The organism is Brevibacterium sp. 1718 (genome assembly GCF_051131255.1).
GTDB lineage: Bacteria > Actinomycetota > Actinomycetes > Actinomycetales > Brevibacteriaceae > Brevibacterium > Brevibacterium sediminis.
The window spans coordinates 3,604,965-3,622,010 of sequence record NZ_CP186550.1 but is presented as its reverse complement, the minus strand read 5'-3'; the positions used below and the strand labels follow the sequence as shown (position 1 = coordinate 3,622,010).

General features: G+C 65.5%; 14 protein-coding genes. 12 read left to right on the top strand and 2 right to left on the bottom strand.

Translation table 11 applies throughout. The features are described 5' to 3' along the window. Positions 1-130: 130 nt before the first annotated feature. Positions 131-1,552 (bottom strand): argininosuccinate synthase, encoded by a 1,422-nt coding sequence (argG, locus tag ACOZ9V_RS16320; protein WP_139467983.1) that lies wholly within the window; start codon positions 1,550-1,552, stop codon positions 131-133. A gap of 130 nt (positions 1,553-1,682) precedes the next feature. Between argG and ACOZ9V_RS16315 the strand changes: the two genes are divergently transcribed. Further along, positions 1,683-2,195, top strand: coding sequence for a GNAT family N-acetyltransferase (locus ACOZ9V_RS16315; protein ID WP_434591771.1), 513 nt, complete (start codon positions 1,683-1,685; stop codon positions 2,193-2,195). 27 nt (positions 2,196-2,222) lie between these two features. Here the strand turns inward: ACOZ9V_RS16315 and ACOZ9V_RS16310 are convergent, their stop codons facing one another. Continuing rightward, positions 2,223-3,770: an APC family permease gene (locus tag ACOZ9V_RS16310; protein ID WP_434591768.1), complete on the bottom strand. Its 1,548-nt coding sequence runs from the start codon at positions 3,768-3,770 to the stop codon at positions 2,223-2,225. A 209-nt stretch (positions 3,771-3,979) separates the two neighbouring features. On the opposite strand from ACOZ9V_RS16310, the gene ACOZ9V_RS16305 reads away from it, so the two are divergent. The 11 genes from ACOZ9V_RS16305 (at position 3,980) to ACOZ9V_RS16255 (ending at position 17,008) form a co-directional block, all read left to right on the top strand. After that, positions 3,980-5,128: a lysostaphin resistance A-like protein gene (locus tag ACOZ9V_RS16305; protein WP_434591765.1), complete on the top strand. Its 1,149-nt coding sequence runs from the start codon at positions 3,980-3,982 to the stop codon at positions 5,126-5,128. 69 nt (positions 5,129-5,197) lie between these two features. Further along, complete coding sequence (locus ACOZ9V_RS16300) at positions 5,198-5,686, top strand: DoxX family protein (protein WP_172171684.1); 489 nt, start codon at positions 5,198-5,200, stop codon at positions 5,684-5,686. Between the two features lie 3 nt (positions 5,687-5,689). Then, positions 5,690-6,376 (top strand): GrpB family protein, encoded by a 687-nt coding sequence (locus tag ACOZ9V_RS16295; RefSeq protein ID WP_139909148.1) that lies wholly within the window; start codon positions 5,690-5,692, stop codon positions 6,374-6,376. A gap of 145 nt (positions 6,377-6,521) precedes the next feature. Beyond that, complete coding sequence (locus tag ACOZ9V_RS16290) at positions 6,522-7,412, top strand: siderophore-interacting protein (protein ID WP_434591761.1); 891 nt, start codon at positions 6,522-6,524, stop codon at positions 7,410-7,412. A gap of 109 nt (positions 7,413-7,521) precedes the next feature. Further along, on the top strand, positions 7,522-8,088 hold the full coding sequence (locus ACOZ9V_RS16285) for an isochorismatase family protein (protein WP_434591758.1): 567 nt from the start codon (positions 7,522-7,524) through the stop codon (positions 8,086-8,088). Positions 8,089-8,226: 138 nt separating this feature from the next. Beyond that, positions 8,227-10,500, top strand: a complete 2,274-nt coding sequence (locus tag ACOZ9V_RS16280; protein ID WP_434591754.1) for an MMPL family transporter — start codon at positions 8,227-8,229, stop codon at positions 10,498-10,500. Between the two features lie 126 nt (positions 10,501-10,626). Then, positions 10,627-11,964, top strand: coding sequence for a sensor histidine kinase (locus tag ACOZ9V_RS16275; protein ID WP_434591751.1), 1,338 nt, complete (start codon positions 10,627-10,629; stop codon positions 11,962-11,964). Further along, complete coding sequence (locus ACOZ9V_RS16270; RefSeq protein WP_434591748.1) at positions 11,961-12,581, top strand: response regulator; 621 nt, start codon at positions 11,961-11,963, stop codon at positions 12,579-12,581. Before ACOZ9V_RS16275 ends, ACOZ9V_RS16270 begins: the two co-directional genes overlap by 4 nt. Positions 12,582-12,775: 194 nt before the next feature. After that, positions 12,776-14,248: a PQQ-binding-like beta-propeller repeat protein gene (locus tag ACOZ9V_RS16265; protein ID WP_434591745.1), complete on the top strand. Its 1,473-nt coding sequence runs from the start codon at positions 12,776-12,778 to the stop codon at positions 14,246-14,248. 282 nt (positions 14,249-14,530) lie between these two features. Then, entirely contained in the window at positions 14,531-16,450 is a 1,920-nt protein-coding gene (locus tag ACOZ9V_RS16260) for a serine hydrolase (RefSeq protein WP_434591742.1), read from the top strand. Between the two features lie 189 nt (positions 16,451-16,639). Beyond that, positions 16,640-17,008: a carboxymuconolactone decarboxylase family protein gene (locus ACOZ9V_RS16255; RefSeq protein WP_229663963.1), complete on the top strand. Its 369-nt coding sequence runs from the start codon at positions 16,640-16,642 to the stop codon at positions 17,006-17,008. Positions 17,009-17,046: the final 38 nt, after the last annotated feature.

Sequence of the window (17,046 nt, the reverse complement as noted above, 5' to 3'; positions counted from 1 at the left end):
CGCCTGCCGGCCGTTCTCTGTTCTCAACCGGAGGCCGCGAGTCTCATGCTGCGCAGTGTCTCCGGAAGTTCTGGGGACCTTCGGTTCGGGCTGACCTCAGTCCGTCCGGGCCCTGCGTCCGGTCAGGACCTCAGTCCGTGCCGGCGTCGAAGGCCGAGGAGAGGTTGGCGAGGTCGCTGGCCTCGTCCACCTCGGCGTTGGAGTTCGCGATCTCCTCGGCGCCGCCGGCCTCCAGCGAGCCCACGAGTTCCGAGGTCGGACCGGACACGATGCCCATGGCCGCGTACTGCTCGAGGCGGGCACGCGAATCGGCGATGTCGAGATTGCGCATGGTCATCTGGCCGATGCGGTCCTCGGGGCCGAAGGCGGAGTCGCCCACACGCTCCATCGACAGCTTCTCCGGGTGGTAGGACAGGTTCGGGCCCTCGGTGTTGACGATCGTGTAGTCGTCGCCGCGGCGCAGGCGCAGGGTGACCTCGCCGGTGATCGCCGAGGCGACCCACCGCTGCATGGACTCGCGCAGCATGAGCGACTGCGGGTCGAGCCAGCGTCCCTCGTACATCCGGCGGCCGAGGCGGCGGCCCTCTTCGTGGTAGAGGGCGATGGTGTCCTCGTTGTGGATTGCGTTGAGCAGGCGTTCGTAGGTCACGTGCAGCAGTGCCATGCCCGGGGCCTCGTAGATGCCGCGGGACTTCGCCTCGATGATGCGATTCTCGATCTGGTCGGAGACGCCGAGTCCGTGGCGGCCGCCGATCTCGTTGGCCTTGAAGACCAGGGCAACGGGATCGTCGAAGACTTCGCCGTTGATGGCGACTGGGCGGCCGGCTTCGAAGCGGACCGAGACCTCTTCCGACTTGACCTCGACGTCATCGCGCCAGGCGGCGACGCCCATGATCGGTTCGACGATGTCGAGTCCGGCGTCGAGGAACTCCAGGGTCTTCGCCTCGTGGGTGGCGCCCCAGATGTTCGCATCCGTGGAGTAGGCCTTCTCGGCCGAGTCGCGGTAGGGGTAGCCGTGTTCGACGAGCCATTCGCTCATCTCCTGTCGGCCGCCGAGCTCGTCGACGAACTCCGAGTCGAGCCAGGGCTTGTAGATGCGCAGCTTCGGGTTGGCCATGAGGCCGTACCGGTAGAACCGCTCGATGTCGTTGCCCTTGTAGGTCGAGCCGTCGCCCCAGATGTCGACGCCGTCCTCCTTCATGGCGCGGACCAGCATGGTCCCGGTGACAGCGCGGCCGAGGGGAGTGGTGTTGAAGTAGGTCTTGCCTCCGGAGCGGACGTTGAACGCACCGCACTGGAGGGCGACGAAGCCTTCTTCGACGAGCAGGCGCTTGGCGTCGACGAAGCGAGCGATCTCGGCACCGTATTCCTTGGCGCGATCGGTCACCGACTCCAGGTCGGGCTCGTCGTACTGGCCGATATCGGCCGTGTATGTGCACGGGATGGCGCCCTTGTGGCGCATCCACGCGACCGCGCAGGAGGTGTCCAGACCGCCGGAGAAGGCGATTCCAACGTGCTCACCGACTGGGAGCGAAGACAGTACTTTCGACATGTCACCAGCCTAACGTGAGTCTCCGTCGATTGTCGAATTGTTATGCATTGGAATGTATTTTTATGTGAGTGGGGAGAGTGAGGCGATGGAATCTCGCCGAGGCGGCCCCGCCGATTGCTATCGTGAGCGGGTGACGAATCCTCCCGTACCTCAGTTCACCGTCCGCCCTGAGACTTCCGGCGACTTCGACGCGATCCACGCGTTGACCGCAGCTGCATTCGGCCAGGTTGACGAGGCAGAGCTCGTCGACGCCCTCCGCGGATCCGGCAATGGGGTCGAGGGCTTGTCGTTCGTCGGAGTGCTCGAAGGTGAGGTCATCGCCCACGCGATGCTCTCCCGCTGCTTCGTCGGCGAGGCCCCAGGCGTCTGCCTGGCGCCCTGTTCCGTATGGCCCGAGCACCAGCGCACTGGCGCAGGCACTGCGGTGATCGAAGCGCTCCTCGCCGAGGCGGCCCGCCGTGGTGAGGCATTCGCCGTCGTCCTCGGCCACCCCGAGTACTATCCGCGCTTCGGGTTCACCCCAGCCTCAGGCTTCGGCATCACCCTGCACGTCGACGTTCCCGACGAAGCGCTCATGGCGATGCCGCTGGGAGGCGAGGCACCCGAGGGCGCCCTGGCCTTCGCGCCAGAGTTCGGGGTCTGATCCGGGGCCGCGCCCCACCCGCGTGAGTTACTGCTTCGCGCGGTGTGCCCGGATCGCCTCGGCGACGGCGATGGCGTCACCTTCGGGAGCGTCGGACTTCCGATCCGGACGTGCCGTGAACAGATAGATGAATCCGGCGACAAGCACGACGACCAGACCGATGAGCACGATCCAGTCGGCGAAGAACGATCCGGAGTCGCCTGGCAGCGAGAGCAGGACCATCGCGAAGATGCCGTAGGCCAGTGCGGCGAAATTGACGATGATGCCCCAACCGCCCAGCGACCACGGGCCCGCCGGCTTCCACCCGCGCAGCCGCTGCCGCAGCGCCCCGAGGACGACCATCTGGAATGCGAGGTAGATGCCGAGGATCGCGAACGAGGTCACGGCGACGAGGATTCCGTCGTTGAACCAGATGAGCACGCAGATCAGAGCGGGTGCCGTGCAGGCGACGATGAGCGCATTGTGCGGGATCTTCGTCCCGTCGGTGACCTTCGACAGCCACCGGTGTCCGGGCATCATTCCGTCGCGGGCGAAGCTGAAGATCAGCCTCGACGCGGCGGCCTGCAGGCTGAGCACGCAGGAGATGAATGCGAGGACAGCGACGACGAGGAAGATCTTCGCCCCCACCGCACCGAGGCTGCCCTCGAGGATCGCGGGAATCGGGTCAGCGACCTCACCGGAAACGATCTCCTCGAGATTCGGTGCCGCGAGCACGTACCCGCCGAAGGAGAACAGGGCCGAGACCGCTCCGACGAGGATCGTCATGAGCATCGCCTTCGGGATGCCGCGAGCCGGATTCGACACTTCCTCGGCGACGTCACCGCATGCTTCGAATCCGTAGAAGAGGAAGAGCCCGGCGACTGCGGCTCCCATGAAGACGGGCAGGTAGCTGCCGTCGCCGGCGGTGCCCATGGTGTCGAAGAAGACGGAGAAGCTGTGCTTGCGTTCGAAGATGAGCAGGAACAGGCCGAGTCCGATGACGCCGATGAGTTCGGCGAAGAGGCCGATGCGCGCGATGCGGGCCAGCCATTTCGTGCCCGAGAAGTTGATCGCCAAGGCCAGCACCAGCAGCGCCAGGCCGAGGAACAGTGTGGAGTTGCGGCTGAGTTCGAGGCCGAAGAGGCTCGCGAGGAACCCGGCACCGAACTCCGCCACCGAGGTGATCGTGACGATGAGTGCGCAGATGTAGATCCATGCGGCCATCCACGCATATCGCTTGCTCCACAGCCGCCTGGCCCATGGGTAGATTCCGCCGGCGATGGGAAACTGGGAGACGACTTCGCCGAAGACGAGGGCGACGAGCAGCTGCCCGCAGGCGACGATGACGATCCACCAGATAGAGGGCGGACCACCGGTTGAGAGCGCCACTGCCAGCAGCGAATACACACCGACTAGAGGGGAGAGGTAGGTGAAGCCGAGGGCGAAGTTCGCCCACGGACTCATCGACCGTTCGAAGGAGTCTTTGTAGCCGAGGACGGCCAGATGGTCGGAATCGGAGAGGTGGTCGCCGGCCCGGTTGCCGGTGGAGTTGTGAACGCCTGCGGGGTGGTGGGCGTCCGGGGGATATTCGGACATGGTGTTGTTCCTTCATTCGAATCGTCGTTGATTCTGTGCTGTTCGCATCGTATCTCCGATTCTCACCTGCGGAAGCGTTCTCGCCCGCGCGGCTGATTGCTATTTCATCCTCGCGGCGGAGGTGTCGAACAACGACGAGTCATAGCGTGGAATCACAGGCACGGACCACCGCCGAATCGGTGGGCACAGTGCAGGAACGAGGAGGAACCGTGAACACGCAGACGCACAGTCACAACGGATTCGCCGAGGCGACCGGACCGACCGAGCCATCACCTCAACCCACTATCCAACCCCACCCGCCCGGAACGACGGATTCCATGCCCGGTTCTGCCGCCTCGGCGATGGATGGATCGCACACCCCCACCGAGGATGTCGACGCGAAAGGGCGACCGCTCGCCGTCGTACCCGCCCGGGTCCCGTGGCTCGAGATCGGCATCTTCGCTGTCATCGCCTTCGGGCTCGCTTGGCTGGCCTGCCTGCCGCTGTGGTTCTCCGCGGAGGGGATCGGCGATCCCGTTCTGCTTCTGGCCTGCGGCAGCGCCATGATGTTCACTCCGCTCATCGCGAGCATCATCGCCTCCATCATCCAGCGCCGCCGCGCCCGCGCCAGGGGAGAGGTCCTGGCCAGTGCTCCGCGCTACTTCGGCTTCTGGCCGCTGCGCAGCTTCGGCCGAGTCATCGGGATGACTGTCGCCGCCTTCTTCGGGATCATGGTGCTCGTCGTCCTCGGCTATCTGGTCAGCGCAACCTTCGGATGGCTCGCCCTCGACCTCGACGGGTTGTCCGGGTTCACGGCACAGTTGGAGACGATTCCCGGCACGGACTCATTGCCGACTGCCGCCGCCATCGCCATCTACCTGTTGCTCATGTTCGTCAGCTCGGTGGCCAATGTCGGTGTCACGATCGGCGAGGAATTCGGCTGGCGCGGATGGCTGCTCACAAGTCTGCGTCCCCTGGGCACCTGGCCCGCACTGCCCATCATCGGCGTCGTCTGGGGCCTGTGGCACTCACCGCTCATCCTGCTCGGCTACAACTTCGGCCGCCCCGACCTCACCGGTGTGGGTTTCATGGTCGGCGGCTGCATCATGGTCGGCATCCTCTTCGGCTGGCTGCGCCTGCGCACCGGATCCGTATGGCCGGCCGTGTTCGCCCATGCCGCACTCAACGGCTGCGGGGCCATGTTGCTGGGCCTGTTCGTCGATGCAGATGCGTCGACTCCGGATACGGCGCTTGTCGCGTTCCTCGGAGTCGCAGGCTGGATCGTCTCAGCGATCGTCATCGCAGTGCTCGTCGTCACCGGCCAGTTCCGCAAGCAGCCGGAACTGGGCATCAAGGCGAAGGCCGGCCCCGAATCTTGAGGCTCGGCCCCGGCGTCGGCTAGGCTCAAAACTCGATCAACCGGAATCCCAAACCCACAGGAGCCCCATATGACCTTCGGACCTTCGCTGCTGCAGACCGCCGGACGCGTGTTCACCGCACCGATCTTCATCAGCGGCGGATACTCGGCCGTCACTGACCCGGCAGGCAAGGCAGCGATGGCCGAGTCGACCCTGGACGCCATCCGCGAATACGTGCCCGGGCTGCCCGACGACAACGAGCTGCTCGTGCGCATCAACGGCGGCGTCCAGATCCTCGCCGGCACCACCCTGCTGCTGGGCATCAAGCCGCGACTGTCGGCACTCGCACTCGCCGGGTCCCTCATCCCGACCACGCTGGCCGGACACTCCTTCTGGGAGATGGAAGGCGGAGAGGCGAAGGCTCACCAGACCCAGTTCTCGAAGAACCTCGCCGCGCTCGGCGGACTGCTGCTCCTCATCGGCGCCGGTGAGAACCAGAAGGCCATCGACAAGGCGGCCGCAAAGGCTGCCAGGAAAGCTGCGAAGAAGGCCGAGAAGCACGCCCTCAAACAGGCCTGAGGCATGACGCACCCGTCCGCTGGTGACTCCTCTGAGCAGGAGGCTGCGGGCGGTGTGTCCGCCGATCCGATGGCAGCCGCGATCGCTGACATCATCACCTTCAACGATGTCAAGGATCCCGATCTCTGGACGCGACCGACCACGCCGCCGTCCGTGATCGCCATCGTTGACCACGACCCCGCCTGGACCGATCATTTCGCCGAGGCGGCCCACCGGATCCGTCGGGCCCTGAGCCCGAGCGGTGCGTTCGTCGGCATCGACCACGTCGGGTCCACCTCGGTGCCGGGATTGCCCGCGAAACCGATCATCGACATCGCCCTCGTCGTAGCCGACCCCGCGGCCGAAGATGACTATGTCCCCGCGCTCGCCGAAGCGGGATTCGGTCTCACCCTCCGCGAACCTGCGTGGTACGAGCATCGGATGTTCAAGCGGCTCGACCCGGAACCCGGGCAGCCGGGATGCAATCTGCACGTCTTCGGACCCCGGTGCGCGGAAGTGGCACGGATGCGGCTCTTCCGAGATCGGTTGCGGGAGCATGCGGTCGAGCGCGAGGCCTACGAGTCGGTGAAGCGGACATCGGCCGCGGAATCGAACGCGGTCGGGGAGACGGTCATGGGCTACAACGCCCGCAAGCAGGCCGTCGTCCGCGAGATCTACCACCGCATCTTCGAAGCCCGAGGCTGGGTCTGATCCACTCCATTGATGCACCAGTTCCGATGGGTCTGATCCACTCCACACACGCCCATCGCGAAGCGTCTGATCCGCTGACTCACGCAGCCGGCGCTGTTTGCTTAGGGTAGGCTAAGCAAAGACTAGCGAACGAGGAGTGGAGCGAATGGTCAACTGGCAGCGCGGCGTGATGCGGCTGATGCGCATCACGAATCACGAAGTGGTCGTCACCGGGGTCACGGACTTCACCCCGACTTACCGTCGGATCCGCTTCTCCGGTCCCGAACTGCTGGCCCAACTCGATGAGGTCTTCCCGACTCTGTGGACCCGGCTGTGGTTCCCGCACCCGGAGAAGGGCGAAGGCCACCTGAGTCAGCGCGGCTACACGTTCTCGGCTATCGATCTTGAGGCCGGGACATTCAGCCTCGACTTCGTCCTCCACGGTGACCTCGGGGAAGCCGATTCGGCGGACCCGGCAAACCAGGCAATTCCGGCGGACCCGGCAGTTTCTGCGGGCCAGGCAGGCCCGGCAGCCTCGACAAGCCCGATTGAGGCGGAATCCACGTCCGACATCGGTCCCGCGGCCCGCTGGGCGGCGCATGTCCGCCCAGGTGACACCATCGAAGCCGCCCTCACCCCGGCCCGTCTCGACCTGCCCGACGACACCTCCCACCTCCTCCTCGCGGGGGACCTCACCGCGCTCCCGGCCATCAATTCCTGGTGCGAAGCCGTCCCCGCCGAAATCGCCATCACCGTGGCGATCACCGCCGACCCGGCCGAAGTGCCAGGGCTCCCGCAGTCCGAGCACCCCAACGCGACGTGGCATTGGGTGAGTCAGGGTTCCAGCGCCGAGGCGGCCCCGCAGTATCGCACGGATCGATCCGTGGCCGATCACCTGCGCGGACTCGACCTCGATACCGCTGGACTGTACGTCTGGGCGGCGGGGGAGAGGAACATGGTCAAAGAGGTCCGTCGCTTCGCCAAGGGCGATCTGGGGTTGGGACGCTCGCAGCAGTTCTCCCAGTTCTACTGGTTCGCCGACAAGCCCACCGGCTGAGCCGCGCCGACACGAATCGCTCCACCCTCCGACGCGCCACATCCCTGGATTTCCCTCCCCCACCCGCCACACCCCTGGAATTCCGCGCAGAAACGCCTATGCTCGAGGCATGGCCAAGGCACTCCTCATCGTCGATGTCCAGAATGACTTCACCGAAGGCGGCGCGCTCGGCGTGACCGGCGGTGACGCCGTCGCCGAAGGCATCAGCGCTCACCTCACAGCACATGCTGGGGACTACGACGCGATCATCGCTTCCCGCGACTGGCACGATGCCGACAATGACAACGGCGGCCACTTCAGCGAAACCCCGGACTTCGTCGATTCCTGGCCCGTCCACTGCGTCGCAGACACCGTCGGTGCGGCCTTCGACCCTCTCCTCGACACCGCGGCCATCACCCACGAGGTCCGCAAGGGCCAAGGCAAACCAGACTATTCGGCTTTCCAGGGGAGCACGGACACGGGGAGCCGCCTCGGCGAGCTTCTTGGCGATCTCACCATCACCGAGGTGGACGTCGTCGGCATCGCCACCGACCACTGCGTACGCGCCTCCGCACTCGACGCGCTGAGCGCGGGGCTGAACGTTCGCGTGCTCACCGACCTCGTCGCGGGCGTCGGAGGCGAGTCGAGCAGAGCCGCCCTCTCGGAGGTCGAGAAGGCGGGCGCTGAGCTCGTCTGAGTCGCCGACTCTCCGCGGAACCTCCACCCTCAGAAAACCTATCGCCCCAGTTCAGCGCGTTTTCTCCATCGAAAGTTGCAGATCGAATCCGAACTCACAGGCGATGTGTGTGACTCCATAGATTGATGGACTGGAGTCATGAACTCACCACTGGCGAAAACCGCACATACGCTGACATCGAAGCGCGGTTCGTGGCTCGTCCTCGGCGGGATCGTCGTCCTCGTCGCCCTGCTCTTCGGACTCCTGTCCGGGGCAGGAGAAGACCGGCCCAACGAAACCGCACCGGCCGATTCCGAATCGACTCAGGCACAGAAGATCCTCGACAAATTCCCCGAGGCGGACAAACAGTCCGTCATGGTCGTGGCCTCGAACGAGGACGGATCCGAACTCTCCGCCGACGACCAGGCCGAGCTGAAGAAGCTCGGCTCCTCGCTGGGTGACTCCGTCGGCGACGAATCCACCGAGACCGTCACCGGACCGATCCTCAGCGACGACAAACAGGCCGCGCTGCTCATGGTGCCCATCACGGTCGGCCTGACGAACTCCGACACCGCCGAGACCGTCGACGACCTGCGCACCGCCATCGCCGACGACCCGACCGCTTCAGGACTGACCGATGAGGGCATGTCCCTGCTGGTCACCGGCGGTCCCGCGATCGGCGCCGACATCGCCTCGGCATTCAACGGCGCGGACTTCACGCTGCTCATCGTCACCATCGTCATCGTCGCCCTCCTGCTCATCATCACCTACCGCTCACCGATCCTGTGGCTGCTGCCTCTCATCGTCATCGGCACCGCCGACGGACTCGCCTCGACCGTGACCGCGGCCGTCGGCGACTGGCTCGACCTGCAGTTCGACGCGGGTATCATCAGCGTCCTCGTCTTCGGCGCCGGAGCGAACTACGCGCTGCTGTTCATCTCCCGCTACCGCGAGGAGCTGCGCCGCTTCACCGACCACCGCCGCGCGCTCGCTGACGCCTGGACGCACACCGCCACGACGATCCTCGCCTCGAACCTCACCGTCGTGCTGTCCCTGCTCAGCCTCGTCTTCGCGATCATCCCCGGCACCCGCGGCCTGGGCATCACCGCGGCCGTCGGCCTGCTCATCTCCGCAGCCGCCGTCCTCTTCGCCCTGCCGCCCGTGCTCGCGATCTGCGGCAAGAAGATGTTCTGGCCCTTCATCCCGAAGGCCGAGGAGAGCACGGATGAAGAGCTCACCCCCGCTGAGGCAGCCGCCGCCGGCCGTGCCACCGCACCTGAGGGTGCGACCGCACGTGCGGGTGCGGCCAAGACCTCGATCTGGCGGACCATCGCCACCCGCGTGGTCCGCAGGCCGGGGCTCCACCTCGGTGCCGGGATCGTCATCCTCGGTGTCATGGCCACCGGGTTCATCGGATCCTCGATCGGTCTCGACCAGACCGAGAAGTTCCGGGTCCAGTCCGAATCCGCGCAGGGACTCGATGTCCTGGCCGACCACTTCCCGCCCGGGGAATCCCAGCCGATCTGGATCGTCGCCGATACCGGCCATGCCGATAAGGTCGCCGATTCGGTCAACGATATGAACGGCGTCGTGCGCGCCTCGGCGATCGAGGACACGAACATCGACGGCACCTCGGTCACGAAGATCATGGTGACCGGCGAGTATGCACCCGACAGCACGAAGGGACTCGACCTCGTTGAGGACATCCGCGGCGACGTCCACGCCATCGACGGAGCCGACGCTCAGGTCGGTGGTGCAGCGGCCACGGAGCTCGACGCCCGTGACGGCAATCAGAAAGACTTCATGACCATTGTTCCGATGGTGTTGGCGATCAGCTTCATCATCCTGCTCGTCATCCTCCGTGCACCCATCGCGGCGTTCACCCTGCTGCTGGTCAACGTGGTCTCCTCCGCGGCGGCCATCGGGCTCGGCGCGTTCCTGTCACGGACGATCTTCGGTCAGTCCGCATTCGATTCGCAGGTGCCGATCCTCGCGTTCCTCTTCCTCGTGGCACTCGGCATCGACTACTCGATCTTCCTCGCCCACCGTGCGAAGAAGGAATCTGTCCTCCACGGCGGACGCCAGGGCATGGTCGAGGCAGTCGCCCACACCGGCGGCGTCTTCACGAGTGCCGGCATCGTCCTGGCCGGAGTGTTCGCGGCGCTGGGCATGCTGCCGCTGATGGTGCTCGGCCAGCTCGGCCTCATCGTCGGAGTCGGCGTACTGGTCGACACGATCATCGTCCGCACCATCATCGTCCCCTCGATCTTCGGACTCGTGGGCGACAAGATGTGGTGGCCCAACAAGGCGATCACGCACTTCCACGAGCGTGCGGCATCCGGTTCGGCTGACGGTGACGAACACTCCACCCATCTGCTCGCCGAGAAGGAATTCGCGGACTCCGGTTCCGGGATTCACCACGGCAGGCACTGAGCCGTCACGCTGGGTGGGCTCGGGCGACGACGCAGATCGTCGCCCGGGCCCACTCGGTTTCCGCACCGGACGGTGCAGATGTCATACCACCGGGGTTCCGGATGTGATTGAGTTGGCAGGGAGAACATGACAGCACAGGTTCACCGTTTCGGCAGTTTCATCGCCGAGGCCGATCTGCAGGAAGGCGGCAGCGTGGGCGCACGCAAATGGACAGAGCGGACGATGGAGTTCGGTCAGCACGCCATCGCTCTCGTCCTCATGCTCATCTCCTGCATCCGCGCGGTCTCTGCCGGTGCGCCGATGCTCGCCGCCGTGGCCGTGAGCATCGTCTTCCTCGCTTGGTACGCCCTCGGCGCCGTCCGCGCAGCTCGCTCCGGCGCACTGGTCCTCGCGAAATGGTGGCTCATCGTCCTCGCAGCCGCCTGGCTGTGCACCTTGCTCGTCTCCGCCGAGTTCATCTGGGTCGCCTTCCTCCTCTGGCTGCTCGCCGGCCACCTGTTCTCCCTGCGCATCGCCGTCGTCTTCACTGCGCTCACCTATATCGCGACAATCGTCGCTCCGCTCGCGCACTACGGACATGTGCCGACCCCGAGCATCATCGGCTCGCTCATCGGCGCCGTCTTCGCCCTCGGGCTCTCCCGCGGCTATATCGAACTGCTGCGCGAGGGCCGCCGCCGGGAGGAACTGCTGCGCTCGCTTGAGCTCGCCCACCAGAACCTGCTCGACCTCCAGGATGAGCTCGCTCTCACCCAGCGGCACGCAGGTGAGATCCAGGAGCGGACCCGCGTCTCCCGCGACATCCACGACACGATCGCGCAGTCGATCTCGTCGATCCGTCTCATCGCCCACGCCGAGGCGGAGCGCACCACCGATGATCACGCCGGGCAGGTGCTCGCCCAGGTCGAGGAGCTCGCCGCGCAGAGCTCCCGGGATGTCCGCCGCATCATCGCCGCCCTTGCCCCGGCCGAACTCGAGGACGGGGCGCTGACCGCGGCGATCCGTCGGCTGCTCGCCAGGCTGGAGGAGGACAGCTCGATCACGGGTCGCCTCGACGTCGACGAGACCCTGCCGACTCTGTCCGCCGAGGCGGAGGTGGCGCTGCTGCGGACCGCGCAGTCTGCGCTGGCCAACGTTCGGCAGCATTCACAGGCCACGCGTGTGATGGTCAGCCTCATGGACCTCGACGGGGCGATCAGGATGGACATCGTCGATGACGGCGTCGGAATGGACGATCCGCACAATCGGCAGCGGAACCCCGATTCGGGATTCGGTCTCGACTTCATCGGCTCCAGGATGCGCGAACTCGGCGGTGAACTCGTCATCGAATCGAGTCAGGGATCCGGCTTCGCCATCTCCGCGACGCTGCCGAGCCAGTCCCAGCTGCACACCCGGGGTGAGGGGCTCAGCACTGCTGACGAGGGAGACGGCACACGCGAGAACACCGACACAGGAGAGAACGCATGAGCATTCGAGTCATCCTCGTCGACGACCACCCGGTCGTGCGGGCGGGCCTGAAGTCAGTCATCGACGCTCCGGACCACATCGCCGTCGTCGGTGAGGCCGGCAGTGGTGAGGAGGCGCTGGCTGTCGTCGACGAACTCGACCCCGACGTCGTCCTCTGCGATCTGCGGCTGGGGGAGGGGATCGACGGCATCGAGGTGACGAAGCGACTGCGCGCAAAGGCGAATCCGCCGGCGGTGCTCATCCTCACCACCTTCGACCTCGATTCGGAGATCATCGCCGCGATCAACGCCGGGGCCTCGGGGTACCTGCTCAAGGACATCGACCCGGGGGATATCTCGACTGCGATCGAGAAAGCGGCGAAGGGGGAGACGTATATGCCTCCGGAGATCTCGTCGAAGGTCTTCGCCGCGATGCGCAATCCGAGCCCGAAGCTCACCCGGCGTGAACGCGACGTCGTCAGACTCTTGGCCACAGGGGCGTCGAACGCGCAGATCGCTCAGGAGCTCTTCGTCACCGAGGCGACAGTGAAGAGCCACCTCGTCAACGTATTCACGAAGCTCGGGGTGGACTCGCGGGCCCGCGCCATCCGAGTCGCCGAGGACCAGGGGCTGGTTTAGGGGCCTCACTGCTCGCAGTCTCCGCCGAAAAACGGGCTGAGCGTCGAGAAACGCATGTGCACCCCCGTTACTCGACGCTCAGCCCGTTTTTCGGCGAGTGCGCGGTTCTATGCTCACCACACCCGAAGTGCCAATGTGAATGCCGCCGTATATGATCAAGCTATGCACCGGGGTATGAGCAGGAGAAACGCATTATGAAGCGGATGTGGGCGGCGGTTGTGGCGGCAGGTTTAGTGGCGCTGAGCGGCTGCAGCATCGGCGGCGAACCAGAGGGAAAACCATCGCCGACGACGACCCCGACCTTGGCCGAACCGGTCGAGCTCGATTACTTCGCCACACTGACCGTCGACGATAGTGCGGGGCATGCGCTCGTCACCGACTGGGTCGAAGAGAAGCTGCGGGCGATCGATTCCACCGGAGAAGAGCTGTGGAGCATCGACGCCTACATCAACGACGAAGGCGGAGGCTCAGAAGCCTATTCCGTGGGAGACCTGGTGATCGTCAACGACTACTCGGGAACGGTCACTGCCTACACCTGGGAAGACGGCGAGGAAGCCTGGTCATTCGACATTCCCGGCCCCGACGATGCGTGTCATGAACAGATGGCGTTCGGCTCCCGGTCGACAGGGCTCGGCAACCGCCTCGGCGAAGATGACCTGCTCCTGCTCGAATACAGCGGCATGCGAATGGACGGGCACTGCACACCTACCTCCGAAGCCGGCAATGCGGTGTTGTTCGCCCTTGACCCATCGACAGGGGTTGAAGCCTGGCCGTCGCTGTCGATCGATGATGACGGTCGGACCTTCGGCGGCTCCCTGATTCACCTCGCGCCGGACCGCAAGAACGCAGTCATGTCATGGCAGTCCGGGGAGGACTCCATGGTCACACGGATCTCCTTGGACACCGGGCGCCATGCCACTGTTCCCATCACCAAAGCTCGAGCGATCGACGACTCCGGAGGCGAGCACTTCGACGTCTTTCCGACAAGCGATGAGACCACGCTGACCTACCTCTTCGGAGCCGAGGACCCCGATGACCCGATGAGCCAGGCGTTCAGCAGAGCAGCTGAGCTGACCCTTCCTGCTGGACTCAAAGAGACCGACAGCGCGACATTGGCCGCCGACTCCGGCCCTAACGCCGCGACGATGGAGGACACGACCGATCCGATGTGTTCGACCGACTTCACCTTTACGCCGGAAGGCCGGGCCGCGTGTCTGCAGCTGCAGCTGTTCGCTTCGGCGGTCAAATATCAGGGCTCGGACGGGTCGCCGGAAGGATGGTTCGCGGATGCACCGGAGATGGCTTTCGATACCGTGCTGTACTCGGGGGCTCCCAGAACAGTGCCTTTCGACAGCCGAGGGAAGGCTGCGGTACTCGCGCCGGGTCCCGACGGAGGCGTCGTCGCCATCGATACAGCGACCGGGAAGACGGCGTGGAATGCTGGCGACTACAGATCGACGACTCCGTGGGGCGGCGAGGGAGTATTGCCCGACGTCGGGCTGGTCGTGCTCACTGATAATAAGAAGACGAGCTTCTACGACTCGGATACCGGCAGACTCGTCGAAGAGCACAAGGCCGACCAATACGATGAGCTGACCTCCGGCTACAGCACCATTCTCGTCGCCGGTGAGAAATCGACGACGATGTGGGCTGTGGTCGACACGTGAAATGCCGAACCGCCGTTGCGGGCCGAGGCGGCGCCAGTGAGTCGGAAGCCGAGCGCGCCGCATCGGCACTGTGACCAACTGTCAGATGAATAACTGATAGGTAATCACCATTACCGTCACTCCAGGTGAGAGACGCAGACGATCGGGACGGAGAACGCCGCATCGCCCCAATCGGCCCGCTTCGACTACGGAGTTTCACCTCATACCGGTAGTCTGTTCCCTGCACATCGGGACGGCCGCGCGCATGCGCAGCGCAGTCCAGGTCGAGACAGCGGAGGTGACATGGCAGGCGAAGACGAGACGTTTCCGCCCCGCCCGGTGACCCCGCCGAACCGACGAATCGGTGCATTGTCCGGCAATACCAAGGGCATCGGCACATCCACAGACACCGCCACCGAGGCGGCTCCCGGTCGATCTGCGGACGCGGACTCCCAGCAGCCCTCGGTTTCCGCGGACCCTGCAACCGTGCAGTCCGGAGTCGATGATGTCGACGCCTCGGCGTTGGACATCACCCTGCCGCACGTCGGGGAACTCACCTCTGCCAGTGAAGACGCGATCGTCGACCCATCGGAAGCGGTGCTCGAGAGCATCGACCTCGACACCTGGAAATGGCCCGAGTTCTTCGCCTTCGCGCTCACCCGGATGCAGGAGATCTTCCCGACCGGCGGCATCCCGCGCGGCATCGGGCCGGTGCGCGAATACGTCACCGAAGACAACGACTTCCGGTCCTTGACGATCGACCGCGAGAAATGGCCGGCCGCCGACGAGGACTGGACCACCGTCGGCGACGTGCTGGCCAACACCCACACCGACGCCTGGCTCGTCACACGCAACGGAGTGGCGCTGGCCGAGGAATACGCCTGGCCGATGAAGCCCGCCCGCCAGCACATGCTCTTCTCCGTGAGCAAGTCCATCGTCGCCACCGTTATCGGTGCGCTCGCCGACGCCGGACTGCTGCGCCCCACCGACCTTGTCACCACGCATGTGCCCGCATTGGCCAAGAGCGGCTACGCGGGAGCCACCATTCGCGATCTGCTCGATATGCGCTCGGGCATCAAGTTCTCCGAGGAATACCTCGAGGAGGGCTCTGAGATCCGAGCCCTGTTCGAAGCCGTCGATTTCGCGCCTCGATCGGCCGCCTCGGCGAAGGGGATCAAGAACTTCCTCACCGGGCTGACCAGCGACCGCGAACACGGCTCTGCCTTCGTCTACCGCAGCTGCGAAACCGATGTGCTCGCCTGGATCGCCGAGGCGGTCACCGGCCAGCCGTTCTCCATCGTCGCCAGCGAATACGTGTGGTCGCGGATCGGCGCCGCCCACGCCGCCCAGGTCTGCCAGGACCGGTGGGGCGGATCGATCGCCGACGGTGCCATCAGCGCCACCCTGCGCGACCTCGCCCGCTTCGGTGAGATGATCGCCCGAGGCGGCACCACTGACAACGGCGAACGCGTGCTCTCGGCGGAATGGGTCGAAGACATCTTCACTGGCGCCGAGGACTCCGCTGAGGTCTTCGCCGCGTCTCCGTCCGGACGCTCCTACCCGGGCGGAATGTACCGCAGCCAGTTCTGGATGCCCTCGGCCGACCGCAACGTCGTCATCGGCATCGGCATCCACGGCCAGATGCTCTACATCGACCGCGCCACTCAGACCGTCGGCATCAAGCTCTCGAGCGACCCCGAACCGGTGAGCCTCGCGGCCCAGCACGGCACCCTGGCCATGTTCGAGGCCATCGCCGAGGCGGCCCCGACCGCTGGTCAGACGCCTGCAAGCCCTGCCCCCACCGAGGCGGCTCCCCGGAACTCTGTACCGGGCACCGCCCCTGCAGTGCCGAGCGCAGCTGCTCCCGCCGACCCGAGTATCGGCAGCCCCGAGACGGAGAGCGCCGAGGCCCTGGCTGCGGATTCGATTCCGGTGGCTGCGTCTCCAGCCGAAGCGGTGCAGGCGGCTGCGGAATCCGTCGAATCAGTCCCTGCACAGACCTTGCCCGCCCCGGCGGAAGATGCCCCCGTAGCGCCGGCTCCCGCAGACCCGATTCCGGCAGCCCCAGCAGCTGCAGACCTTGCATCTGCAGCGCCCGTGCCTGCGCTGAGTGAAGCAGCAGTTGCACATCCTGAGGCCGCGCCTCCAGCAGCTGCAACTCAGGATCCGCCTCTGCCGGGAGCGCAGACTGCCCCTCTCATCGGCCAGAACACGCTGTACTGAGCCCGAGCGGTTCGCGTGTCTCCTGCGGGCGGATCTACCTCGAAACAGTGCGGATACTCGAAGCGGATCCACCCACAGGAGGCATGCCGACCGCAGTCCCGTCCGGCGTAGCTGTGTACGTGTCGATCCGCCTCTTAGGTGACAATTCCGTAGCGATTGGTGCGGGGACTCGGTAGCGTGAGGATCGGAATGACACCGATCACAGGAGATATGACCATGACCGACTTCTTCGACCGCGAGAACGACCGCAAGTACGACAGGGCCTACAAGGAAACCACTCCCGACATCCTCAAGGCCTTCGGCGAGTTCAACAACGCCGTCTTCGCTTCCGAAGGTCGTGAAATCCCGCTGAAGTACCGTGAGCTCATCGCCTACGCCGTCGGCTTGACCACCCAGTGTGCCTACTGCATCGATGCGCATTCGAATGCCGCCGTCAAGGCCGGCGCCACGGAGACCGAACTGGCAGAGACTGCCTGGACTGCCTCGGCTCTTCGTGCCGGTGGAGCATATGCCCACGGTCGTCTGGGCTTCAAGCTCACCGGGGTCCACGAGCACTGAGTTCGCCCCGGGGCGAGTCCCGATTGCCTAGACTGAGA